This is a genomic window from Bacillus sp. 9.4 (assembly GCF_055486415.1).
Genome location: NZ_JBVFMU010000003.1, coordinates 371,883 through 396,434 on the forward strand (window position 1 = coordinate 371,883; position 24,552 = coordinate 396,434).

A 24,552-nucleotide genomic window follows, 5' to 3' on the forward strand; every position below is an offset into this window, starting at 1 on the left:
ATTACACCGCTTCTTGTTTTCTTCTTATATATTTAGATAGTAGCATGAAGAGCATCATATAAGCGATTAATATCAGAATATTTTTCCAAGTGGGACTCCCACCCCGGACAAGTTCCCACGCTCCGCTCCCGAAATGATAAGACGGAAGCCACTGGCCAATGCTCTGCATCATGTCAGGCATGACCTCAAACGGCATCCACATCCCTCCGCCTAAAGCCAGCAGCATATAAAGCACATTACTGATTCCGGCCGCTGTTTCTACTTTTCTCATGAGGCCGATTAGTGTGCCTAATGCTAAAAAAGGCAATGCGCCAAACAAAATCCACAGTCCGCTCATCATCCATTCAAACGGTGACAAGGCAATATCATTGATGATTGTGCCGAACAGAAATATGACGGTAATCGATAAAACGTGAATGACACTTTGGCCGATCATCTGAGCTGATAAATAGATATGATCCGGAAGAGGCGTAAGGCGGATAAAGGCGGTCCAGCCTTGTGACCGTTCTTGTACCATTCGGATGCCAAGCGTCATGATAGAGGAACCCATCACGCTGAAGACTGTCATCGACATCAGGTAATGGGCTTCCCATGCACGTTGATCAGGGACGTTGGTATTCACTACATTTGTAAAGAAATAATAAAAGGCAATCGGCATGATCAGAGACCAAAGCACAAAATACTTGTTCCTAAGCACCCTTTTCATTTCAGCGATGCTTTGCTTTTGCAGCATGTTCACTCACATCGCCTCCCTGTTGCCGTCAGCCAGCTGGCGAAATGCCTCATCGAGCGTCGCTTGCTCAATTCGAATATTTCGTGCTGGGATGTTTTCTTGAAAGATCAGCGCCAACACTTTGTCTGTATTTGATGTCTGGATGATGGTTCTCTCATGCTCGTGGATCACTCTCTCGACTTCCGGGTGACAAGACAGCCTTTCCAATGATTCACTTGAATGAAGCGTAAAGGAAACAGACTGTTTTTGAATTCTTGAGCGGATTTGCATTGGTGAGTCGTCTGCAACAAGCTGTCCTTCAGTAAAAAATAGGATTCGCTGTGCGGCATCATCTGCTTCCTGTAAATAATGAGTTGAAAAAATAATCGTTTTTCCTTGGTCCGACAGTCCGTGAATGGTCTGCCAGAATCGGTGTCTTGATGAAGTGTCCATGCCGACTGTCGGTTCATCAAGTATAAGCAGCTCCGGGTTCCCGGCAAGAGCCAAAGCAAAGCTCAAACGGCGTTTTTGTCCGCCGGATAATTTTTCTGCTCTTGTTTTCAAATCTTCTTTGGTGAGTGCTGTTAACGAAACGAGTTCTTTCATGGACAATGGATTCGGATAATAGCTCCGGAAGAGTTCAAGGATTTCATCCACCTTAAGGCCCGGCATGACACTTACTTCCTGAAGCATTACACCTATTTTTTCACAAACCTGTTGATCATCGGGAACCCGGTTAAATAGTTTGATTTCTCCCTCACTCGGTTTCAGCAATCCTAATATCATCGAGATGACGGTCGTCTTCCCTGCCCCATTTGGCCCGAGAATGGCTGCAATTTCTCCTTTTTCAATCCTGAAGCTGATGTTGTTTACAGCGGTTTTTCGCTGGAAATGTTTTGTCACGTTGCTTACTGTTACTGCTTCTTTCATCACATGAGCACCTCCTGATCGTTTACATTGATTGTAAAATGACGGAGAAGACGATGTTAGTATGGGGTGTCATGATGATGGAGTGACAAATGTCATTTTTTTCTCACCCCGGTGTCTAGGCAATCCTCCTCCTGCATCTTCCAATTCATCCATCTTTTCTATCTCCCATGTCCTCTTTCTTTTAAACTGCTGTGACATTCATAGAAAGATACACTCTTCAAACCATCCGAGTGTTATGATAGAAATATTGAACTTTATATTACTTTCCGGCTGAAAGGAGCCAATCATGAACGAAGCGATTTTGTCTAGAAATCATGTGAAGGTGAAAGGCAGCGGCAAAGCATCTATCATGTTCGCACCTGGTTTTGGATGCGATCAAAGCGTGTGGAATGCCGTGGCACCTGCCTTTGAAGAAGATCATCGGGTGATTTTATTTGATTACGTCGGTTCGGGACATTCAGATTTGCGCGCATATGACCTGAATCGTTACCAGACACTTGACGGCTATGCCCAGGATGTTCTTGATGTTTGTGAAGCTTTAGATCTGAAGGAAACCGTGTTTGTGGGTCACTCCGTCGGGGCCTTGATTGGGATGCTTGCATCCATCCGCCGCCCGGAGCTTTTTTCCCATCTGGTGATGGTGGGGCCTTCTCCTTGCTATTTGAATGATCCGCCTGAGTATTACGGAGGATTTGAAGAGGAGCAGCTCCTTGGCTTGCTGGAGATGATGGAGAAAAATTATATCGGCTGGGCGACTGTATTTGCGGCAACCGTTCTGAATCAGCCAGATCGGCCTGAAATTAAGGAAGAGCTTGAAAGCCGTTTTTGTTCTACTGATCCTGTCATTGCCCGCCAATTCGCGAAAGCGGCGTTTTTTTCTGATCACCGAGAGGATCTTTCGAAGGTAACGGTTCCCTCTCTTATTCTCCAATGTGCAGATGATATCATCGCACCTGCAACAGTAGGTAAGTATATGCATCAGCATCTGCCTTATAGCAGTCTGAAACAAATGGAGGCTCGCGGACATTGCCCTCATATGAGCCATCCAGATGAGACGATACAGCTGATCGGCGATTATTTAAAAGCACACGTGTGATATAGGAACGAAAGGGATAGAGGTGACCCTCTTAGATGGACAAACAATTGAATGATGCACCATGCGGTTTCCTCGCTTTGTCAGAAGAGGGGTCGATCATAGCTGCCAACCGCACCCTTATCAAGATTCTGGATTATGAACCGGAGCAGGTTATCGGCCAGCATATGAATATGATGTTGACCATTCCCGCACAGCTTTTCTGCCAGCTTTATTTTTTTCCGCTTTTGAAATTAGAGCATCACATCGAAGAAATATACATTTCCCTGAAAGCTAGAGATGGAGAAGAAATTCCCGTCCTTATCAATGCTATTGCGAGACACGATAGCGGGGCTTCTGTCTTTGATTGTGTTCTTATTCCAATGCGAAAGCGAAATGAATATGAAAATGAGCTGCTGATAGCCAGAAATGAGGCTCAGGAAGCTTTGCTTGCCAAACAGAAAGCCAATGCGGAGTTAGAAATTGCCTTGGAAACGCTGAAAGCAAAGCAAGAAGAACTTCTTGAGATCAACAAACAAAATCAACAATTTAAATTAAACACCAAAAGAGAGCTTGAACTCGCCAGAAAGATCCAGAAAAACTCGTTGACTGAACCGATTGTAAACGATCAGGTTCAGATTGACTCTTATTACAATGCATCGAGTGAATTGTCAGGTGATCTTTACGGATATTATCAAATCGATGAACACCGTTACGGCATTATTATCCTTGATGTGATGGGGCACGGAATTTCATCTGCATTGATTACGATGTCTCTTCATCCTTTGTTTCAGCGCCAGATCACGCAAGGTCTCAGCCCCGTTAAAGTTATGAAGGAATTGGACCGGCACCTTCACAGCTTGTTTCAAAATGATGAGGAAGCAAGACATTATTGCACTGCTATTTATCTCGAGATTGACATAGCACGGCAAAGAATTGATTATGTCAACGCAGGACATCCGCCGGCACTTTGGCAGGACGATAGCGGAACTCAACATCTGCTTCACGCGACTTCGCCTCCGATCGGAATGTTTGAAGACTTAGTATTTCAGTCAAGCAGCCTTTCATACACGGAGGGCGGAAGATTGCTTCTGTATACAGATGGCGTGATGGATCCTACGGCTTCATGTTATTTATATGATTTACTAAAGGATCATCCTGATTCGCCGATCGCTGACCTGAAGGAGAACATCCTTACATCACTGCAGCATCAAAAGGAAGCCCATCATAAGAGTGATGACGAATGTTTTATATTAGTTGATGTAAAATAAAATGATCCATGAGACTTAACAATGATTTGTTACATCTCATGGATTTTTTGTTTCAGCGTTTCTTTGGAATATGTCCTGACTCCGCATATTGAAACACCTGCAAGGAAGGCAGCGGGTGTCCATTAAAATCAAATAAAGCTTGATTATCTACAGCACTTCCCCCATACCACTTCCCGGCGTCTTCAGGGTCGTATTCAGCAGCGTAGCTGGAAGCCCACCCTGACCCGTATGTTTCCCATAACACTTTGTTTTTCTCTATCTGTGTTTTCGGTCCGACCGGAATCCACGCAGGCTCCCAGTAGAAAACACCAAGTCCTGCTTTGCCCGTATTCGCCACTGCCTCCATTACATCTCTTACTGCAGTTGCCTGGCCTTGAACAGAAATTGGATATGGCAGCGTCTGCCCGCTTTTTGGTGCTGTATTTCCATGCCCATCGCCATCTTCAGCGGTATAGGTGTACGATGTCTCCGCCACCATGACTTTTTTGCCGTAAGTATTGGCAACAGCCTTCAGCACGGAGGTCAAATTTTGTAATGTGCCATGCCAGAAAGGATAATAGGAGCTCGCAAACACATCATAATCCACTTTGTTTTTGCTGAGTGTTTCTGCAATAAATGAATACCTTCCAGCCGTTTCAGGATTGGTAAAATGCAGGGCGACCAAAATATTTGAATTTGTCTCCCTGACCGCTCGGCTTCCTTCATTAAATAATTGGCACATCTTCGTCCAATCAGTCTCACCGGCAAATCCTCCTGTTGTTTCATTTCCGACCTGAACCATGCCGATGTCAACGCCTTCCTTGATCATCTTTTGCAGGCTTTGTTTCGTATACTCATAGAGCTTTGCTTTTTTTGCTTCAAAGCTGAGATTCACCCAGGCTTTGGGCACCTTTTGTTTCGCTGGATCGGCCCAGAAATCAGAGTAGTGAAAGTCGGCCAGCACCTTCATTCCGTTCGCTGTCGCTCTTTTTCCGATTTCGATGGCTTTTTGAACATCATTGTTCCCCCCGCCATACCCATTGCCATTTGAATCATACGGGTGATTCCAGATGCGGACGCGAACATAGTTGACCCCAGCCTGTTTTAAGGTTGTAAAGATGTCCTGGCGTTTTCCGCTTGTATTGTAAAAGGTGACACCGCTGTTTTCCAAAGCAATAACGCTGGATACATCTGCCCCTTTGATAAAGTCCTTGTTCATTCCCTCTACTTTTTTAACAAAAAGATCCTCTGCCCGAAGCTCTGACACGTGCTTCTCCTTCTCAATGGCAGCGGCATATCCTGTTGAACTACATGCACTCCACACGATGGCAGCCGCAAAGAACATTTTCACTTTGCTTTTCATGATTTCATCCCCCCAAGACTTAGTAAGCGGTTTCATTCTATAGAAAAAAGAATCCGCCCATATCGAGCGGAGCATCAGCCTAATGTGTGTTTACGACAATTCTCACTTCATACTTTTCCATCGTCAGGTCGCCTGACAATATGTCTCCTGTCATCATGTCCTTCACACTCTGATCAAACGTGACCAGCTGTTTTTCTTCCGTGAAATTCATGATAAAAATATAATCATTGTCCTGATCCTGCCTCGCTTGTACGGAGACGCCTTTTCCGTGCCGAACCGGAAAAACTGGAGAAAGAGACAGGTCTGTGATCAGACCCTCATAGAAATCACGCTGAAATTGATCCTCCAAACGCGCGCCGATAAAATACGCCTTGCCCTGCTGGTACTCATGGCTTGTGACCGCTGGCGTGCGCGCATAAAAATCTTCTTGATACACCGCTTCCACTGAAGCTGTCTTTACATCAATCACGGTTGCATAATCCTTCATTTCATATATTTGGCTGCGGTAGCTGACAGCGTTTCGATCCTTCGGATACAGGGTGTCCGTTTCAAGAGGCTCAACTCCAAATATAGCTTGAAGATCCGGATGCCATCCGCCTGTGTATGTTAAGTCATGCTCATTCACAACCCCGCTGATATACGTCATGACTAAGGTGCCGCCGTCAGCCGTAAACGCTTTTAAACGGGAAATGGTGTCCTCGCTGATTAAATACAGCATCGGGACGATCAGCAGTTTATATGGTGAAAAGTCTTGTTCTTTCGTGATGACGTCGACAGGGATATCGTGTTCCCAGAATGTGCGGTAATGCTGCTGAAGCGTTTGCGGATAACGTTTTGTCGCCTTCGCAAACCCCTGAGCATCCTCGAGCGCCCAATGATTTTCCCAGTCATATAAAATCGCGGTTTGAGCCGGCCTCTTCGTTCCGACAACTTCGGACAGCCGTTCCAATGTCTCACCTACCTTGGCCACTTCTTGAAAGACGCGGTTCTTCGGGCTATTGTCATGATCCACAACCGCTCCGTGTAATTTTTCTGATGACCCCCGTGATTTGCGGTATTGGAAATAGAGAACGCTGTCCGAGCCGTGGGCAATCATTTGCATGGATGACAGCAGATTCATGCCCGGGCGCTTTGCCTTGTTGACGTTATGCCAATTGACCGCGCTTGGCGTACACTCCATTAATAAGAAAGGCTGCTGCTTCAAGCTTCGGTACAGGTCGTTGATAAAACCGACCTTCATCGCCAAATCAGCTGTGCTTTCCCAGTCATTGTGCCAGACAGGATAAGCGTCCCAGCTGATGACATCGACATGCTTTGCAAATTTGCTGTAGTCGAGGCCCTGATACGGGATCAAATCCGCTGTGTCAGCCATAAAATTCGTTGTGATAGGGATATCAGGCGTCAATTCTTTCAGCGGAATGATTTCATTTTTATAAAACGAAATCGTTTGATCGGTGACGAACCGGCGCCAATCTAAATTCAGGCCATGCAAGCCATTTTCACCGATCGGCGAAGGGCTTTCAATTTGTGACCAGTCATTGAACGTATGGCTCCAAAAAGGAGTCCACCACGCATGGTTCAATGTCTTGAGGCTGTTGTCATATTTCGATTTCAGCCACTCCCGGAAAGCATGCTGGCATAGATCACAGTGGCAATCTCCCCCGTATTCGTTTGAAATGTGCCACATTAACAGCGCCGGGTGATGTCCGTATCGTTCTGCTAATAAGCGGTTGATGTGCCGTGTTTTTTCTCGGTAGACTTTAGATGTGAGGCAGTGGTTGTGCCTTCCGCCGTGCAACTGTTTGACGCGGGAGGCATTGACGCGCAAAACTTCCGGATAGGTTTGCGACAGCCAGGCCGGACGGGCTCCGCTCGGCGTTGCTAATATGACCCGGCCGCCTATACTGTGAATCCGCTCAAAAATATCATCCAGCCATTCAAATTGATATATGCCCTCCTCCGGCTCAAGTGCGCTCCATGCAAAAATGCCGACAGAAAACGTATTCGTATGAGAAAGCTTCATCAGTTTGATATCGTCAGCTAAAATATCGGGCCGATCCAGCCACTGATCGGGGTTGTAGTCTCCCCCATGGAGCATAAATTTCGCTTCTGTTACGTGCGTTTTTTCAAGCTTTGACATCACATTCTCCTCCTTGTTCTCTTAGCCCTTCGTTCCGCCTGCGGTTAATCCGGATACAAAATTCTTTTGCAGCATGATAAAGATAACGGCAACCGGTATGCTGATAAGCAGGGCTCCGGCCGCAAATGTCGTATAGCTGGCCCCCATGACATCATTCACTAAATTGAATAGACCGACGGGCAATGTATATGATTCAGGCGTTCTCAATATGGTTGAGGACAGCACAAAATCTCCGAGCGGACCGGTAAAGCCGTTCATGGCCACGACTGCCGCCATCGGTTTTGATAATGGCAGAATGATCTGGAAGAAGATTCTGGTGCTGCTGGCTCCGTCAATCTTGGCGCTTTCGTCTAAATCCATCGGAATGGAATCCATGTACCCTTTCATCAAATACGTATTCATCGGGATCAGGCCGCCGATATAAAGCAAGATTAGCAGCCAGTGGCTATTGATCATTCCCAAGATTTGCGCCAGCACAAACAAGGCAATTAAAGCTGAAAACTGAGGAATCATCTGCAGCAATAAAAAGAGCGTTAAAGCGTATTTCCTGCCTTTGAAGCGAAAGCGCGAAAACGCATAGGCTGTAAACGTCACACAGAGCAAAGACCCTGCCATTGTAAACAGGCTGATCTTCATTGAGTTGACATACCACTGCACATATTGAAGGCTTTCTTTGCCCGCAAATAATTCCTTGTAATGGTCGAATGTCGGATGCTTCGGAATGATGGATGTACTGATTAAGCTGTTGCCAGGATTAAAGCTTGCGCCTGCCGTCCAAAGGAGAGGATAAACAATGATGACCGCCATAAAGGCTAGCAACAAGTAAGAGAAAAGGAGACGGATATATTTTCTGACCTTCATATCTGTCAGCATGCCTTATGCCTCCTCTTTAAAAGACTTTGTCTGTCTGAACTGCCACAATGCGATGGAGATAACAAATACAGATAATAAAATGGTTAAAGCCGCAGCAAGTGAATATTGGCTTGACTGCATTGTCAATTTATAAATCCATGAAACGAGGATATCTGTCCCGCCGGCTGTTGATCCGGTTACAGCCGGACCTCCGCCATTGAATAGATAGATAATATTAAAGTTATTAAAGTTAAACGTAAACTGAGTAATAATAATCGGAGCCATTGCAATGAACACCATCGGAAGCGTGATGTATCTCAGCTTTGAAAAGACAGAAGCGCCATCAATCGTAGCTGCTTCATACAGATCGTCCGGGATGGATTGCAATACGCCTGTTGAGACGAGAAAGATGTACGGAAATCCGAGCCAGCCCTGCATGAGAATCAACGCAAGCCTCGACCAATTGGCATCTGTCATCCACGGAAGCGGATCTATCCCGAAGAAAGCCAAGATGTCGTGATTCATCGCACCGAAGCTATCATTAAACAGTCCCGCAAAAATTAAAATCGTCACAAAACCGGGAACGGCCCATGGCAAAATCAGAATCGTCCGAAAAAAACGTTTAAACCGAAGGTCTTTCTGGTTAACAATGATCGCGAGAAAAATCCCCAAGCTGACTTGCAGTGTGGATGCAGCAAGTGTCCAAACCACCGTCCAAGCCAGTACATCAAAAAAAGTCGACCTCCAAATATCAACTGTGAAAATATTTGCGAACGTTTGAAAACCGACCCAATCAATTAATTTTGCAGGAGGAGAATGATACAAATCATAGTTTGTAAACGCTAATGCAAAGCTGAATAAGATAGGAAAGATCACGGCGAAAATTAAAATAAACAAAGATGGGCCGCTGACGACATAAGGATAGCCCTCAGAAATGATATGTTGGTATTGTTCCTTTAAGGAACTTAATGGCTTATTTTCATCACGCTGTTTTCCGCTTTGGAACGCATCGCGAAGATTCACATAATACACCGCAAGGCCAAAGCAGGTCACGATGACAGCGATAATTCCTTCCGCCAGCAGAAAAACGGAATTATCCCGCGGCACTTCTGTTCCCAGTGTAAAGATTCCCCAAAACCCCATATTGAGCAGATCTCCAAAGACCGCAAAAAACGATGCGCCTAAGAAAAGAAAGACAATACCTTTTATCCATTGCTTGTTATAAAATTGCCCGAGCCCCGGGATGATAGAAAGCAACAAAGCGACTTGACGATGCTGCACCGTTTTCACCTCTCTTACAATACAAATCTAGCTTCCTCTTTATTTTCCGCTGTGCTTTGCCTTAATTTGTCCTTTGGCCGTTTCAGCGGCTTGATCCAATGCTTGTTTCGGATCCGCCTTCCCTGTTGCAACCGTCTGTAATGCTGAATCAGCCGGCGTCCATATTTCATTCATTTCCGGAATATTTGGTGTTGGCTCTGAGAAACGGGATTGTTCAGTAACTGCCCGTGCCGCCTCGCTTTTCATAATAGCCGGGTCATTGGCTAGGGATTTCACAGCAGGAACTTCTTTCGTCTCTTCATATCGTGTTTTAGAATTTTTTTCATTTGCCAGGAAAACGGCTAATTCTTGCGCCAGCTCTGCATTCTTTGAAAATGCACTGACGTTGTAGCTTTTGACGCCGATAAAGGAGCTCATGTTTTTCCCATTTTCCAGCTTCGGCAGTTTCGTAATGCCATAATTGATTCCTGCTTTCGAAAAGGCTTCTACATTCCATGGACCAGAAATAATTGCGGCGGCTTTTCCTTCTGTGAACAGCGATTCCAATACGTTAATCCCTTGTTCTCCAATAATGCCAGCCGGGAACAGGCCATCTTTGTAAAACTTCTGAATCAGCGCCGCACCTTTGACAGCTCCTTCATTATTGATTCCAATGTCTGACGGGTTATAGCTCCCATCTTTGGCCTTTCCAAAAATGTATCCGCCATATCCGCTCATCACACTTTCTGCATAATAAATTTGATCGAATAGGGCTAAAAAGCCAAATTTGCTGCCGTCAGCAGTCTTTTTGGAATAGTCGTACCACTCTTCCAGCGTTTTGGGCAATTCCTTTTCTGTGATGAGATCTTTGTTGTAAAAAAGCACAGTCGTTTCGACCGCTTTTGGCAGTCCATAAAGCTTTTGATCTACCATTTGAGACTGAATGGAAGCGTCAGTATAAAGTGATTGAACGTCTTTTTTGACATGTAATTCCTTGAGTAATCCTTCCGTGACAGCGGTTCCGATTTGATCCCCTGGCATTGTTAACACGTCAGGGCCTGTGCCGGCCGGTCCGTCCATTCGCAAATCTTCAATCTGCTTGGCATACGGTTTTTCAACGACTTTGACCTTCACATCATGCTCTTTTTCAAACGCAGCAACGGCCTCTTTAATGCCGATGCTCTTTTCTTTATCCTCCCATACAACAAGCTCTGATCCTTTCGAACTCGATTTGGCGCTGCTGCTTTCCTTTGGGCCGCAAGCCGCCAAGGATAAACTGACAGCTGCGCAGAGCATGAATACGGAACACTTTTTTGCCATTTTCATTGATTGTCACCCTTTCGGTAGGAATGAAAGCGCTTTAAAGATAATATAGCACGCCTGAGAAAATGTGTAAACAAACTATTTACCTCACAGAGTAAATTTTTTTACTTAAATAAAAAATGACTTAGTGTCCTAAGTCATTTTTAATTCATACTCTTCCTGACGATTAATTCTGCGCCCACATATAATGTTTTTACCGTTCTTCTCTTGTCCTGCACTTGTTCAAGCAGTAATTGAACAGCATTTTTACATAATTCATGTATATCAATATGAAACGTCGTCAGAGGAGGCGAGACATACTTCGCGAAGCTGATGTTGTTGATACTCACAATGCTTACCCTGTTTGGTATGGCAATTCCTTTTTCGTTCAGGGCTTGCAGACAGCCCACTGCAATCGGGTCCGCTGCAATCATAAAAGCAGTCGGAAGCTGATCGCCTAATGTGTCGATCGCTGCTGACATCAGGCGGTAGCCGTTTTCTACAGAGAATCCGCGATGACAGAAAATATAGCGCTCGTCCAGCATGGCTTTTTCCCTCATATAGGATCTGAAGGTTTGTTCACGGATGTCCATTTCATCCTGATTGGTATTCGGATTTTTGTATGTGCCGCCGATAAAACCGATGCTCTTATGCCCCTTCTCAGTCAGGATGTTTACCGTCTTCCTTGTCATTTGTGCCAAATCGGGCCTTACCGAGTCAAAATGATCGGGATCAGGAGTTGAATCGATGAACACGCCGTTTTCAGTGAGATTTCTGAGGAAAGCCAGCTCTTCATATGAAAATGTGCCGACGGCAATAAACCCTTCCGTATGTTCTGGAATGCTCTCGATTCCATCCGCTATTTTATAAGTGGTCATATCGACATTGAATGCTTTCGCCAGTTTCTCTACTTCTAATCTCATCGTTTTAAAATAGACATCTTCTAATTCTTCTTTATCTGTCAGCCAATATAAAAACGCAATATGTTTCACCAGCGGCCTTACTGTTTTTTTGCGGTAATTGAGCTTTTCCGCCGCTTCATAGATTTTCTCCCGTGTCTCATCAGGAACAGAAAGGCTTTCATCGTTATTTAAAACGCGGGAAACGGTTGAGATTGAAAATCCCGCTTCCTGCGCGATATCTTTAATTGTCGCCATTGCATCTGCCTCCATTATTCAGCTCGCATTGTTTTAGTAAAATATTTTACTTTCTTTTTCGCAAATGTCAAGTGCACAAAGCCCTCTGGCTGCCTCATGTAAAAAGACTGAACCATTTGCGGCTCAGTCTCAGTTGTTCGTATCATTCGGAACCGGCGGAATTGCCCGGGAAATGAGTTGGTTATTGCACATTTTCCTCGAAATATCCCGAAAGCACATCTTCCACATTCGTCAAATGCGCCAGCATGGCGGCTTCCGCCTGTGCACCGTTCCCGGCAGCCACAGCATTGTAAATCCGTTCGTGCTCCTCATACAGCCGCTGAACGGAGGTCTTCTTGGAAAACAGCCAGATTTTCCTCGTTTCCCTCATTGTTTCCAGCAGCAATGATGACACGTGATTCATCAAGTGTTTAAGAAGTTCATTTTGAGAAGCGTCCGCAAGCGCAAGATGAAATGCAAAGTCTGCTTTCTCTCCCAGCTCCCCGTCCGCTTCAATGCTGCCCATTTCCTTCAGTGCATCCTGAATTCTTTCGAGATCTGCTTCTGTCCTTTTTTCAGCCGCTAGTGAAGCCACGCCGATTTCAAGCAGTTTTCTGACCTCGAGCAGCTGCTTGACGTCCTCTTTTTTCATCAGAAGGGCGGCTGAGAGCGGCTGAGAAATTTGATTGAGCTCAAATTCCTTCAGATACGTGCCTTCTCCCTGTTTCATTTCGACAAGCCCCATCGCTTTTAGCGCAGAAAGTGCCTCGCGAACCGCTGAACGGCTGACTTGAAAGCTCTCAGCAAGCGCCTGAACAGAGTCCAGTTTATCCCCCGGCTTCAATTCGCCGTTTTTGATCATATCTAATAGTGCATCCGCTACTTCTTCATATATTTTTTTTGTTTTAATCTGTTTGTATTTCAATGCAATTCACCCCGTAACTTGTAGGTCTGGCTGTTTACGATCTATTATACTCTGTTTTGTGGGCCGCCAAAAGATTTTGACTATTTTGTCAAAAAGTCTTGTACTTTGATTTTTTTCAAAATATAATGCTAGGTAACTGGTCTTATTACCCAGTCATCAGATGATCATATCATCTATAGAAACCGCTTACATATGGCGCCAGTTTATGTTTCAAGGAGGGGTTTGGGATGCAATGGACACAGGCATATACGCCTATAGGGGGAAATTTGCTATTATCAGCGCTTGCCGCACTTGTACCGATTATTTTCTTTTTTTGGGCACTCGCGATTAAACGGATGAAGGGGTATACAGCTGGCTTGGCCACATTGGGGATCGCCCTTATCATTGCTGTATTGGTTTATCGGATGCCTGCGGAAAAAGCGCTGATGTCCGCGACACAAGGAGCCGTATACGGAATGTTGCCGATCGGCTGGATCATTGTGACGTCTGTTTTTTTGTATAAAATCACTGTGAAAACGGGACAGTTTGATATCATTCGCAGCTCTGTTCTCTCGATTACTGATGACCGACGGCTTCAGGCTCTCTTGATCGCTTTTTCATTCGGGGCTTTTTTAGAAGGGGCAGCAGGCTTCGGAGCGCCGGTCGCCATTTCTGCCGCGCTGCTGGTCGGTCTCGGCTTTAATCCTCTTTATGCTGCGGGGATCTGTTTGATCGCCAATACGGCGCCTGTCGCCTTTGGCGCAATTGGGATTCCAATTACAGCCGTAGAAGGGCCGACAGGGATTCCGGCGATGGAGATTTCGCAAATGGTCGGGCGGCAGCTGCCGTTTTTATCCGTATTTATTCCTCTTTATTTAATCATCATCATGAGCGGGTTCAGGAAAGCCTTGGAGATCTGGCCGGCGATTCTCGTATCTGGTGTTTCCTTTGCTGTTGTTCAATATCTCAGTTCCAATTTTTTAGGGCCTGAGCTGCCCGATGTTTTGTCAGCTCTTGTTTCAATGGCTGCACTTGCTGTGTTTTTGAAATGGTGGAAGCCGAAAACAACATTCCGGTTTGCCGGTGAACAAGAGTCGGCCGCCTCAATTGAAACGGCGCGCACAAATCCGGCGGCGCCTGCGTACAGCGGCGGACAGATTTTTAAGGCTTGGTCGCCATTTCTGCTGCTGACGGCGATGATTTCCGTATGGGGCATTCCATCTGTCAAATCTGCACTAACCGGGCATTATGAAGGCTCTGCGGTGTTCTTGAAGTGGCTGAATGCTGTTGGAGAAAAACTGACTTTTGCCCCCGGTGTGCCTTTTTTGAACAATCAGATTGTCAATGCTGACGGTACGCCGATTGAGGCGGTTTACAAGCTTGAGGTGCTTGGTTCAGCCGGCACCGCGATATTGATTGCCGCAGTGCTGTCAAAGTTCATCACGGCGATTTCGTGGAAAGACTGGGGAACCGTTTTTAAAGAAACAGTCCAGGAATTGAAGCTTCCGATTTTGACCATCGCTTCTGTCGTTGGTTTTGCCTATGTCACCAACTCCTCGGGAATGAGCACGACACTCGGGATGACACTCGCGCTGACAGGTTCGATGTTTACCTTCTTTTCGCCCGTTCTCGGTTGGCTCGGCGTCTTCATTACCGGCTCGGATACTTCCGCCAACCTGCTGTTCGGCAACCTGCAGAAAGTCACCGCATTATCAGTCGGCATGGACCCCGTTCTGTCTGTGGCCGCCAATTCTTCAGGCGGTGTCACAGGAAAAATGATTTCACCGCAGTCGATAGCGGTGGCGTGCGCCGCCGTAGGACTCGCTGGAAAGGAGTCAGATCTTTTCCGCTTTACCATTAAACACAGTCTGTTTTTGCTGCTGCTCGTTTGTATCATCACCTTTTTGCAGCATCACGTATTCAGCTGGATGATTCCTTAAAAAAATCCTCCCGTCTAGGGAGGATTTTATTTATATCGCTTTCTCGCTGCCGATGACGGAATATTCATTTGATCGCGATATTTTGCCACGGTGCGTCTCGAGATTTGGATGCCGTGTTGTTCATACAGCAAATCGACAAGCTTTTGATCTGAAAGCGGTTTTGTTTTGTCCTCTTGATTGATCAGGTCTTCAAGATGCATTTTGACTGCATAATTCGACGCATCTCCCTCTCCTGAAGCCTCGGCTTTTGCTGAGAAAAAGAGTTTCATCTCAAACAGCCCGTAAGGCGTTTGTATTGTTTTCCCTTTAATGGCCCGGCTCACAGTTGATTCATGAAGGCTTAGACAGTCCGCCACCTCTCTCAGAGTCAGCGGCTTCATTGCGCTTCGCCCTTTCAGAAAGAAATCCTTTTGGCGTGTGATCAGTTCATTGATAATTCTCGTGATTGTCTGTTTTCGCTGCCGCAGCGCGCGGCTCAGCCAGCGCCACTCCTGATATTTCGCAGATAAATAGGAGACAGTATCCTGACAGGAGCCGGATGATAAAAGCGTTCTGTACTGCGGATGCAGATCGATCTCGGGAAACGAGCGGGTATTCAGTTCCGCTGCGATGTGCCCATTTTTTACGGTGATAAAAATGTCAGGCTCAATATACACATCTTGCTCTGGCCGGGCAAACAGAAGGCCAGGTCTAGGATGAAGAGCCGCGATATCATCTGAGATATCTTGAATGGTATGAAGCGGAATTCCTGCCTCCACTGAAAGCGCTTTCCATTTTTTTTGTGCAAAAGCATCAAAATGAGCTGAAACCAGCATTTCCGCTTGTTCATTTCTGTTCGGCAGCCGCTGTAATTGAAGAAGGATGCATTCCTGCAAAGATCTCGCGCCGATTCCAGCCGGTTCTAATGACTGGAGTTTTGCCAAAACAGCCTCCGCTTCCTTGGCCGATACAGATAATCGCCGTGCTGCCTCCTCTATATCTTCTTCCAAGTACCCGTTTGAATCAAGCGAATGAATCAGATAATTAAAAATCTTTTTTTCAGTGTTTGTCAGATTCATATCGAGTGACTGCTGTTTTAACGCATCCTGCAATGTTTTTTGCGGATCACTTAATTGAAGGCCCGCTTCCTGTGCATTCATCCTGTTTTTATTTGTTTTATGGTAAGATAGTGGCGGTGTGTCTGTTTCCTTTCGTTCAATAAGAGGGTTTTCCAGTGAGAGCTCATCAATGTACTCGGCGAGTTCTGCCGAATGATAGCCAAGCAGCGTGATGGCCTGCCTGAGCTCCTGTGTCAGTTGAGGCTTTAATACTTGTACTTGCTGAAGTTTCATATCCATCTTGCTCACTCCCCTTTCTTCATTGTACATGATTGAGATCACACCGTATACATTTATGAAAAAGGAGCTGCCAAAGAAATGTCTGAACTTTTTTCCGTCCCTTATTTTATTGAGAATTTAAAACAGCATATTGAAATGAATCAGTCTGAGGATAAAATCCACGCGATGAACAGCTACTACCGTTCCGTCGTCTCAACACTAGTGCAGGACCAGCTGACGAAAAACGCAGTTGTCCTGAAACGGATTCAGCATCTAGATGAAGCATACAACAAAGTCAAACGTGGAGAATCAAAATAAACCTTCCGCTCACATGTGAGCAGGAAGGTTTTCCTTCTTTGAGGCGTGCTGGATGAGACGGGTGCTTGGCACGCCTTCCATCCAGGTATGAAAGTAATTGGCGTTTTTCCCGTAGGAATTATCAATGACCTTGTTTTCTTTTTGAAGAAGAGAAGACAGGATGTGGCCGTGCAGCCTTGATGTTTCCACCGATTCGTAACGGCTGAAAAACCGAATCGCTTTTTGGACGATATAATCCGAGTATTTTTCCCATATATACGCAATGGGCAAAGGGTTGCCTGCTTTTTTATTCAAGACGTTCAGCGTTTGGAGAAAAGCAATCGTCCGGCGGTCTGAAGCTGACAGCACCGTGCGCCAGTCGTAGCTTTCCGCTTCTGCGTGTTCCTGAAGCGCCTGGTTTGCTTCATGATCTGTTCGGATAAATCTCAGCTTTTGATTGGACGGCTGCTGCGTGGGAATGACGGGAAACAGCTGATGAGCCATATCAGGCAGAAGCTGAATGTGATTTGTTGTAAAATAGGCCTGTGCCGTAGCATAGGAGGCTTTTTCCCTTGTCATGATGTGAAGGTTCGCATGCTTAGAAAATATCTCTGCCGTCCGTTTGAGGTTGTCTTTGTTTTGAAAATAAATCGATTGCGGCAGGATCACAATTTTGTGGTTCGGATAGGTTTGAACGATTTTCTCTCTAAAGCCTTGATAGTACGGATACAGATCCCCGAAGTTTCCGCCTCCCTGGCAGACGATGATCAGATTCGGATCAAGCTTTCGCCCGACTGGAAAATTGTCAGGATTCCAGCGTTTTCTGACCCGAATCCCGTGTTCTTTAAAGAAGGCTTCTGTTCCTTTCATAATAAATAAATCCCCTACATTTCCGTATAGAGGATAGTCAGCATATATAATCTCTGATTGTTTCGGAATGACGTCGAGCAGCCCGGACAGTTTCTGTTTTAGGCTGATCATCGAATGCTTGCTGTCCATTTCTTCACCTCGGCAGTTTGGAATAAGTGCAGTAGCACTTCAATGACCCGGTCTTGCTCATCTTCTGTCATATTGGACCCCGATGGGAGACAGATTCCTCGCTTGAACAAATCTTCGCATACGCTTCCTGTATCTTCATGAGAATAAAATAAAGCCGGATTGAACAGCGGCTGGGTATGGAGCGGCTTCCACAGCGGACGGGCTTCAATGTTTTCTTCAGCAAGACGTTGAACTACGTCATATGGGCTGAGCCCGTTATCAAGTGTGAGCGTGGTGAGCCAGCGATTGGATACGCCGGCTGCGTACTCCGGCATAAAGCGGACGCCGTCTATGTGACCGAGCGCATTTTTGTATCTCGTGAAAATGGTCCTTCTTTTTTCCACTCGCTCATCCAGCACCTCAAGCTGGGCAATGCCGACGCCGGCTAAGATATTGCTCAGCCTGTAATTGTGTCCAATTTCACTGTGCTGATAATGAACAGCCGGCTCTCGTGCCTGCGAAGCTAGAAATCTTGCTTTTTCCATTGCGGCTTCATCATTTGAAACGAGCATCCCTCCCCCTGATGTGGTAATGATTTTGTTCCCGTTAAATGAAAAAATGCCGAAGCGCCCGAATGTTCCGCTTTGCTTCCCTTTATAGACTGTGCCGAGGGATTCGGCTGCGTCCTCAATGACAGGAACTCCGTATGCATCACACAGGCTTACGATTTCATCCATTTTCGCGCTTTGCCCATATAGATTGACGGCAATAACCGCTTTTGGCAGTGTTCCGTTTCTTTTCGCTTCCTCCAATGCTCTTTCAAGGGCTGTCGGCGACATATTCCACGTATCAGGCTCAGAATCAATAAAGACGGGCACCGCTTTTTCATATAAAATCGGATTGGCGGTTGCTACAAATGTGAAGGACTGGCAAAACACGCTGTCACCTTCTTTTACCTCAAGCAAACGCAGGGCCAGATGAATCGCCGCCGTTCCTGAGCTGACCGCAGCTGCTGCTTTTACACCGACTCGTTCTGCCAGCTGTTCTTCAAATGAATTCACGAGCGGTCCAAGCGGCGCGATCCAGTTTGAGCGAAAGGCTTCTGAAATATAGTGCTGCTCCCTGCCGCTCATATGAGGGGGAGATAAGTAGATTTTTTTATGCATAGAATCATCCTTTGTTTGATGTTTGAATGGAAGAAATGATGCGTGCCGGAGCACCGGCCGCCGTTACCCTGTCCGGTATGGGACGGATCACCGCGGAGCCGGCTCCGACAATGCTCCAAGCCCCGATTGTGATCTGCGGTATGACGGATGCACCAGTTCCGACGTGAGCGCCTTCCTGAACGGAAACCGCTCCTGACAGCGTGACACGCGGGGACAGATGAACGTAATCGCTGATTTGATTGTCGTGCTCTGCCACTGCACCCGTATTGATGATGCAATGAGCGCCGATGCGCGCATCCGCCTGAATGATCGCGCCCGCCATAATCACTGTCCCTTCCCCGATGACAGCCGACTTGCTGACGATGGCTGACGGGTGAATCAATGTAATAAAATCATCTTTCCTCAGTCCCAGTCGCACCGCCAGCTGTTTTCTGACACTGTTATTCCCAACAGCAATCAGAAACAGCACATCCGGAATGAGCCTGCGCAGTTCAGTAACGGCTTCCGGCGGTCCTGTGTACCATTCTTTTCCGCCTTCGAACGTTTTGAATTTATCATCCAGCACCGCGGCTAAGCGCGTATCTGAGCGGGCGTTTATCAGCTCTCTGATCACCTTTCCGTGTCCGCCGTCACCCACAATGGCCACGTTTTTCATGAGGACACATCTCCGCTTCCGGTAAACCGTTCTGCGGTCACATGATTGGTTTGCTGAATCCCTTCTGAAACAAGGACCTTTCGCACCGTCAAACATAAAATTTTCAAATCGAGAAAAAATGACCGGTTGTCAACGTACCATACATCTAATTCAAATTTCTTTTCCCAGGAAATCGCGTTTCTGCCATTGATTTGCGCCCAGCCTGTGATACCCGGCTTCACCTCATGGCGCCGTGCCTGTTTTTCTGTATAAAGAGGCAGATAGTCCATCAAAAGCGGCCGCGGCCCGACAAGGCTAAGATCGCCCTTCAGGACATTCAGGAGCTGCGGAAGCTCATCAATGCTCAGCTTTCTGATCAGCCTGCCCGTTTTCGTCAGCCGGACTTCATCTGGCAGCAGATTTCCCTCACTGTCCCGTTCATCCGTCATTGTCCGGAACTTATATAGGGTGAACGGTTTGCCGTGCAGGCCTGGCCTTACTTGCTTAAAGAAGACAGGTGATCCTATTTTCAGCCTGACAACGGCGATGGTGAACAGAATGATCACACTCGTACAGCACAACAAAAAAATGGCGGCCGTCAGATCAAAAAGTCGTTTCAGGATCAAAGATTCACAGCTCCTTTCGTTTTTCGAAACCGTTTTAGTATCAGCTGTCTTTCCTCTTTTGTACAAACGAGCATAAAAGCGAAAACAGCGTAGCAAAAGCTGACTGTCACTCCCGTCGCTATCAGTGACGGCCAGCTGTCAATCTTCACAACGAACTGAATTGCCTTACAGACCGTCCAGGCAAACACAGCGGCTGAAAGAGGCCCGATTATGCCTTTAAAGAACACGTGCTTTTTGTAGCCTGTAATGCGGGATACGTAAAGCGGCGTAAAGATGGCATTTTTTAAAATAAGAGAAATGGCCCCTGCCAATGTTATGCCGTACAGACCGAGATGAGCCGGCCCGCTCAGCGTGACCGCCAGCACCACATTCACCGCACCTAACAGCAGGGTAACAATCGCCGGTGTTTTTTGTTGATTAAAAGCGGTCCATATATAAAACAGCGGCATAAAGGCGAGGCTGACAACCAAGTATCCGGCATGAATAAATAAAAGCGGTGCTATCGTTGAAAAGGACGATCCGAGCCAGATTGTCAGAAAAGGTCCCGCCAATCCGCCCAATAAGGCAGCAGGAAGTGCAAGCAAAAGACCATTGAGCCTTACTGCCTTATTGGCGTAATTCATCAATCCTTCCATATCGCCTTTTGAATAATATGAAGTCATGATGGGCGCAAACAGGGATGCGACCGTTCCGGCCAAGCTGCGCAAAAGCAGCGGAAACTGGATAATCGCCGCGTATTTCCCGGATGCAGACGCCCCCAGCATCAAATTGGCGGTTAACAGATCAATCTGCAAAAAAAGCAGGACGCCGATTTGATTGACGGAGCTCCATGCGCCCGCTTGAAACAGCTCCTTGCTTGTACGGAATGAAAGATCCTTCATACGAAACGAAAACCACGGAATCAGCTTTTTGAAGAAATAGAAAGACAGCACAGACGCAATAACAGCACCAGCTAAAGCTGCAAGCTGGATCTGCCAGATTTTCGGCGCAAAGCATGCAAACAGGAGCAGTACAGACAGCACCCGTATAAGCATTTGCACCGCCTGAATGGAACTGGTGATATAAAGGCGGTTGGCATAAAATGGTGCAGCGCCGAAACCGGCCATCAGAAATGTTAAAATAAACAGCACACTGCCGATCAAAATCGACAAACGCACATCTGCCAAAAGCGCTTGCGGCACATTCATGACGCGGTCAATAAAAAAAGCCGAACCCGCAAGCGGCAGCAAGAGCAGCAATGAAATCAAAACAGAGGCCGCTAAATAATTGCTGATATACGCATTTGCTTTCTCCCGCTCTCCCCTGTGGGCAGCAACAGAAAAGAACCGAACGACAACCGAGCTGAGCGCCACGGTAATAATCGAAAAGTAATTAATCACATTTTGTGTCAAGTGAACAAAGCCAAACGCTTCCACACCGAGCGTTTTGACAATAAAAGGCGTCATCCAAACCGATAGGAAAACGGACAAGAGAAAAGCCGTGAGATTAGCGCTGAAGTTTATCGTGAATTTCATGCTTGCTTCGCACTGCCTTTCATTGTCCCCCGATGCTCGAAAAACAGCTTGATGAGAAAAGTGAGCCGCCATTTACACAGTGCTAATACCAAACGTTCTCCTCTTAATAATTTCTCATGCTGAAACGGTGTATGTCTGACAGCCTGCCGCACCATGTCATAGGATAAAATCTGTCTGATCTTCTTTTTGATGTCTTTCGGCGAATTCGGAGAAGCACAGGCATTTGCCAAAAGCATCGGAAGCTGGTGCCTGCAAATGTACACATTCAAATCTTCTTGGCATGCGCCTGCTAAGCCATAGTGATTGTAGAATGCGATTTTAGCTTGATATTGTTTTTGAAGATGTTCATCCATCGCCGGCTTATAAGGGATTTCTGTCAGGCTGTTCGGGTTTTCACGATAAATGTACAATCCCTCATCAAGCATTTTCACCCGCTCCGCTTCGCAAAAAGCGGACAAATTGAAGGGAGAGTCTTCAGCAAAACGGATGTCTTCATCAAACATCAGATTCGCCCTATCAAAAAGCTCACGGCGGTAAAGATAACGCCATACATACCAGATAAATCTCGTTTCGTGAGCATGTTTAAGCCGTTCAGTCATTTCTCGTTTTGTCAGCACGCGGTTTGCCTCAAGCTGCGGCGGCACATATGTCCGCCTGTCCGATGACTGTTTGTAAAAACCGCATCCGACGATGTCGAGCCGATTTTCCTCCGCTTCTTCAGCCAGCCTCTGGAACATGGCGGAAGATACATAATCGTCTCCGTCTACAAAGCCGATGTAAGTGCCCCGCGCGGCCTTTATTCCCGTATTTCGCGCTGAACTAAGCCCGCCGTTTGCCTGATGAATGACCCGGATTCTCGCATCCCGTTTTGCATAATCCTCTGCAATTTCGCCTGAACGATCCGGTGTTCCGTCATTCACGAGGATGATTTCAATATCAGAAAGCGTTTGACGAAGCAAAGAATCAATGCACTCCCCTATAAATGGTTCAACATTATACATCGGGACAATAATGCTGACGAGCGGGGTCATTGCGCTTCACCGCTGATTTTGTCACGCAGACCTTTAAAATACACATCTCTCGGAAAGCCTGCACGGGATGTTTCTTTTGTTAAAAGCTCATTGACTGCGGCTGTTACGCGCTCTGGCTCCGGATGTTCTATCAGCTTCATGAACGGGATGTCTTTAAGCCATTGATAGCCCTCCATCACCTTATGGTCAAAGGAGCGAATGACAACACACGGCGTTCCTGTCAGCGCGCAAAAAATCATGCCATGAAGCCTGTCAGTGACGACGGCTTCTGCGCTTTGCAGCTTAGACCACAGCGCTTCAAGCTCCTGTTCGCGTGTATCGCGGCTGACCCGGCGCCCGATCGTTGTCTTAAAGGATTTGATCTCGCCGAATTCCTCACATAGCGCAGCCTTGACCCGGTTCCTCTGGTCCTCCTGAAGCACGCTTTCCTGATCCTCGCGCAAACACATATAAACCCCTTCGCGTTCTGCGGGGGTCTTGCTTCTATCTAAATACAGCACCATGTCCGGCTGCTTCAAAATTGTTTTTTCTTGAAAATGCTGTTTCATAAATTGATACGTTGTTTCATCCCGTGCCATGAGCAATAGGCCGGGGTGCGCATTATAAATTTTCTGTGCCCGTTTCAGCTCTTTGCGCCCCTTTTTCGTGTCAGAAAAATGAGCCGTTGCCGGAAGCTGGACAACCCGATAGTCATGGAATGTTTTAATGATGAAGCGGCGCGTCCACTCCTCATAACGGTATAAATCCCCCATATTTCCGCCGCCGATGATAAAGACCATATCCTCCGGATGGCGCGAGCGGATCAGGTTTTTTGCTGATTTGTAAATGTCCTTCATATCGACCTCGACGATGTCAAAGTCCGGGTATTCTTGCTCAAGAAATGCCTTGCTGGCATAAGCAATTGCGTGATCTCCCAAATTGTCATGGGACGGCAGCAGGGTCAGTATGATTTTTTTCTGATGTGCTGCGGCCTTTACCGGTTGATCTGCCGCTCCCAGCCAATATTGGGACGGGTATTTGACCTTTAGCAGCAGCCATTCTGCAAAATTGATTTTCAACGATTGTAACGACATGTCCTCACCCTCTGTTTCTCATTTTGTACTCGATCACCCGCTGATACACAGCCGATGCCATAGCGACGAACGGAATCATTCTGTATTTCGCCATCAGAAGAAGGCATGACCGTTTTGCGTCAAAAGGAGCAGTACCCGTTTTTGAAAGACTCTCTTGAAACACCGGGTCCGCGCATATCACGCCAACATTTCTAAGCTTTTCAAACAGCCGGCGGCTGCCGCTCGTTTTCCATTCATTCAGCATACAGATGCTGCTGTGAAGAACGATAAAGGTATCAAGCTCCTTGCGATACTCCTCCAGTTTGTTGTTCTCCTGTAAAAACGCCGCATTCGCCTCATACAGCGCAAGTCCTGATTCAAACAATTTTTTCTGATAGCGCTGCACAATGGAGGAAAGGTGAATTCGGTAATGATAGAGCGGCGTTTTTACGTAGGCTACTGAGCGGGCGAAAAAATGAGCCCTGAAGCTGAAAAACTGATCCTCGACATGCTCCAGCTCGCCTCGGAGCGGAAACGATAGCCGATGGGCTTCAATCATGCTTCTTCTGTACAGTTTGTTCCATGAAAACCCTCTGACCTTCCCTTCGAATAACGCCTTGATATAGTGCTCCTTCGGCTGATCCTGATAGGTTTGGGCAATGTCAGAGTCCATGGTTTTGCCAGTGTCCTCAAACTCTGCGGCGTAATTGCAAATGACCAGATCAGTTTCATCGCCTGCTGCCCGGAGCATCTGCTCGCAATAATCAGGCTCAATCCAATCGTCTGAATCGATAAACGCGATAAATTCGCCGCGTGCTGCCTCAATGCCTTTATTCCGAACCGCACCGAGACCCTGGTTCTCCTGATGAATCACCTTGAACCTATTGTCCATTTTGGCGTATTCTTCTGCAATATCCGGGCTTGCGTCTGCTGAACCGTCATTAACAATGATGATTTCTATATTGTCCACTGTCTGGTTCCGCAGTGATTCGAGACACGTTCTGATATATGTTTCTGTGTTATAAACAGCGACTAACAGACTAACCGCAGGTGTTTCCATAATGACCGGCTCCTCTT

Annotated in this window: 22 protein-coding genes; 4 read left to right on the forward strand and 18 right to left on the reverse strand. The window is 46.6% G+C overall.

The annotated features are described in order from the left end of the window. Window position 1: 1 nt before the first annotated feature. Together ACZ07B_RS13955 and ACZ07B_RS13960 are read right to left on the reverse strand one after the other, a co-directional pair. Window positions 2-739, reverse strand: coding sequence for an ABC transporter permease (locus ACZ07B_RS13955; RefSeq protein ID WP_464877330.1), 738 nt, complete (start codon window positions 737-739; stop codon window positions 2-4). Beyond that, window positions 740-1,645 (reverse strand): ABC transporter ATP-binding protein, encoded by a 906-nt coding sequence (locus ACZ07B_RS13960; protein ID WP_464877331.1) that lies wholly within the window; start codon window positions 1,643-1,645, stop codon window positions 740-742. A gap of 283 nt (window positions 1,646-1,928) precedes the next feature. On the opposite strand from ACZ07B_RS13960, the gene rsbQ reads away from it, so the two are divergent. Both rsbQ and rsbP read left to right on the forward strand, forming a co-directional pair. Next, the gene (rsbQ, locus tag ACZ07B_RS13965) at window positions 1,929-2,738 is read left to right on the forward strand and encodes a sigma factor SigB/phosphatase RsbP regulator RsbQ (RefSeq protein WP_003228292.1); all 810 of its coding nucleotides are present in this window, start codon (window positions 1,929-1,931) and stop codon (window positions 2,736-2,738) included. Between the two features lie 35 nt (window positions 2,739-2,773). Beyond that, window positions 2,774-3,985 (forward strand): phosphoserine phosphatase RsbP, encoded by a 1,212-nt coding sequence (gene rsbP, locus ACZ07B_RS13970; protein ID WP_130572866.1) that lies wholly within the window; start codon window positions 2,774-2,776, stop codon window positions 3,983-3,985. Between the two features lie 52 nt (window positions 3,986-4,037). On the opposite strand, the gene ganB is transcribed toward rsbP, so the two are convergent. The 7 genes from ganB to lutR form a co-directional block, all read right to left on the reverse strand. Then, window positions 4,038-5,327, reverse strand: coding sequence for an arabinogalactan endo-beta-1,4-galactanase (gene ganB / locus ACZ07B_RS13975; protein ID WP_130572867.1), 1,290 nt, complete (start codon window positions 5,325-5,327; stop codon window positions 4,038-4,040). A gap of 79 nt (window positions 5,328-5,406) precedes the next feature. Further along, window positions 5,407-7,470 (reverse strand): beta-galactosidase GanA, encoded by a 2,064-nt coding sequence (ganA, locus tag ACZ07B_RS13980; protein ID WP_101169616.1) that lies wholly within the window; start codon window positions 7,468-7,470, stop codon window positions 5,407-5,409. An 18-nt stretch (window positions 7,471-7,488) separates the two neighbouring features. After that, window positions 7,489-8,340, reverse strand: a complete 852-nt coding sequence (gene ganQ, locus ACZ07B_RS13985) for an arabinogalactan oligomer ABC transporter permease GanQ (protein ID WP_198878484.1) — start codon at window positions 8,338-8,340, stop codon at window positions 7,489-7,491. Window positions 8,341-8,343: 3 nt separating this feature from the next. After that, window positions 8,344-9,600 carry an arabinogalactan oligomer ABC transporter permease GanP gene (ganP, locus tag ACZ07B_RS13990; RefSeq protein WP_029946017.1) on the reverse strand — a complete coding sequence of 419 codons (1,257 nt, stop codon included), beginning with the start codon at window positions 9,598-9,600 and terminating at the stop codon, window positions 8,344-8,346. Window positions 9,601-9,639: 39 nt separating this feature from the next. Next, window positions 9,640-10,905 carry an arabinogalactan oligomer ABC transporter substrate-binding protein GanS gene (gene ganS, locus ACZ07B_RS13995; RefSeq protein ID WP_124059157.1) on the reverse strand — a complete coding sequence of 422 codons (1,266 nt, stop codon included), beginning with the start codon at window positions 10,903-10,905 and terminating at the stop codon, window positions 9,640-9,642. Window positions 10,906-11,045: 140 nt separating this feature from the next. Further along, on the reverse strand, window positions 11,046-12,038 hold the full coding sequence (gene ganR / locus ACZ07B_RS14000; RefSeq protein ID WP_134154492.1) for a galactan degradation operon transcriptional regulator GanR: 993 nt from the start codon (window positions 12,036-12,038) through the stop codon (window positions 11,046-11,048). A 181-nt stretch (window positions 12,039-12,219) separates the two neighbouring features. Then, entirely contained in the window at window positions 12,220-12,942 is a 723-nt protein-coding gene (gene lutR, locus ACZ07B_RS14005) for an L-lactate utilization/bacilysin biosynthesis transcriptional regulator LutR (protein ID WP_003228277.1), read from the reverse strand. Between the two features lie 227 nt (window positions 12,943-13,169). On the opposite strand from lutR, the gene lutP reads away from it, so the two are divergent. Then, window positions 13,170-14,861 carry an L-lactate permease LutP gene (gene lutP, locus ACZ07B_RS14010; RefSeq protein WP_464877332.1) on the forward strand — a complete coding sequence of 564 codons (1,692 nt, stop codon included), beginning with the start codon at window positions 13,170-13,172 and terminating at the stop codon, window positions 14,859-14,861. Window positions 14,862-14,887: 26 nt separating this feature from the next. On the opposite strand, the gene rpoN is transcribed toward lutP, so the two are convergent. Further along, a complete protein-coding gene (gene rpoN / locus ACZ07B_RS14015) occupies window positions 14,888-16,198 on the reverse strand; it encodes an RNA polymerase factor sigma-54 (RefSeq protein WP_128993432.1) in 1,311 nt (436 codons plus the stop codon). Window positions 16,199-16,276: 78 nt separating this feature from the next. On the opposite strand from rpoN, the gene yvfG reads away from it, so the two are divergent. After that, complete coding sequence (gene yvfG / locus ACZ07B_RS14020; protein WP_003219905.1) at window positions 16,277-16,495, forward strand: protein YvfG; 219 nt, start codon at window positions 16,277-16,279, stop codon at window positions 16,493-16,495. 9 nt (window positions 16,496-16,504) lie between these two features. Here yvfG and ACZ07B_RS14025 read toward each other — a convergent pair whose 3' ends face one another. From ACZ07B_RS14025 to ACZ07B_RS14060, 8 genes are read right to left on the reverse strand one after another with little or no spacing between them, the layout of a single operon-like run. Next, entirely contained in the window at window positions 16,505-17,473 is a 969-nt protein-coding gene (locus ACZ07B_RS14025; protein ID WP_217020164.1) for a polysaccharide pyruvyl transferase family protein, read from the reverse strand. Next, the gene (locus tag ACZ07B_RS14030; RefSeq protein WP_217020162.1) at window positions 17,452-18,618 is read right to left on the reverse strand and encodes a DegT/DnrJ/EryC1/StrS family aminotransferase; all 1,167 of its coding nucleotides are present in this window, start codon (window positions 18,616-18,618) and stop codon (window positions 17,452-17,454) included. Before ACZ07B_RS14030 ends, ACZ07B_RS14025 begins: the two co-directional genes overlap by 22 nt. A gap of 4 nt (window positions 18,619-18,622) precedes the next feature. Next, window positions 18,623-19,273, reverse strand: a complete 651-nt coding sequence (locus ACZ07B_RS14035) for an acetyltransferase (protein ID WP_086344342.1) — start codon at window positions 19,271-19,273, stop codon at window positions 18,623-18,625. Beyond that, a complete protein-coding gene (locus tag ACZ07B_RS14040) occupies window positions 19,270-19,878 on the reverse strand; it encodes a sugar transferase (RefSeq protein ID WP_014480945.1) in 609 nt (202 codons plus the stop codon). Before ACZ07B_RS14040 ends, ACZ07B_RS14035 begins: the two co-directional genes overlap by 4 nt. Beyond that, window positions 19,875-21,392: an MATE family efflux transporter gene (locus ACZ07B_RS14045; protein WP_217020160.1), complete on the reverse strand. Its 1,518-nt coding sequence runs from the start codon at window positions 21,390-21,392 to the stop codon at window positions 19,875-19,877. Before ACZ07B_RS14045 ends, ACZ07B_RS14040 begins: the two co-directional genes overlap by 4 nt. Further along, window positions 21,389-22,423: a glycosyltransferase gene (locus tag ACZ07B_RS14050; protein WP_130572873.1), complete on the reverse strand. Its 1,035-nt coding sequence runs from the start codon at window positions 22,421-22,423 to the stop codon at window positions 21,389-21,391. Before ACZ07B_RS14050 ends, ACZ07B_RS14045 begins: the two co-directional genes overlap by 4 nt. Beyond that, on the reverse strand, window positions 22,420-23,496 hold the full coding sequence (locus tag ACZ07B_RS14055; protein WP_464877333.1) for a polysaccharide pyruvyl transferase family protein: 1,077 nt from the start codon (window positions 23,494-23,496) through the stop codon (window positions 22,420-22,422). The genes ACZ07B_RS14050 and ACZ07B_RS14055 overlap by 4 nt, the downstream gene beginning before the upstream one ends. A gap of 4 nt (window positions 23,497-23,500) precedes the next feature. Further along, complete coding sequence (locus tag ACZ07B_RS14060) at window positions 23,501-24,535, reverse strand: glycosyltransferase family 2 protein (RefSeq protein ID WP_029318366.1); 1,035 nt, start codon at window positions 24,533-24,535, stop codon at window positions 23,501-23,503. Between the last annotated feature and the right edge of the window lie 17 nt (window positions 24,536-24,552).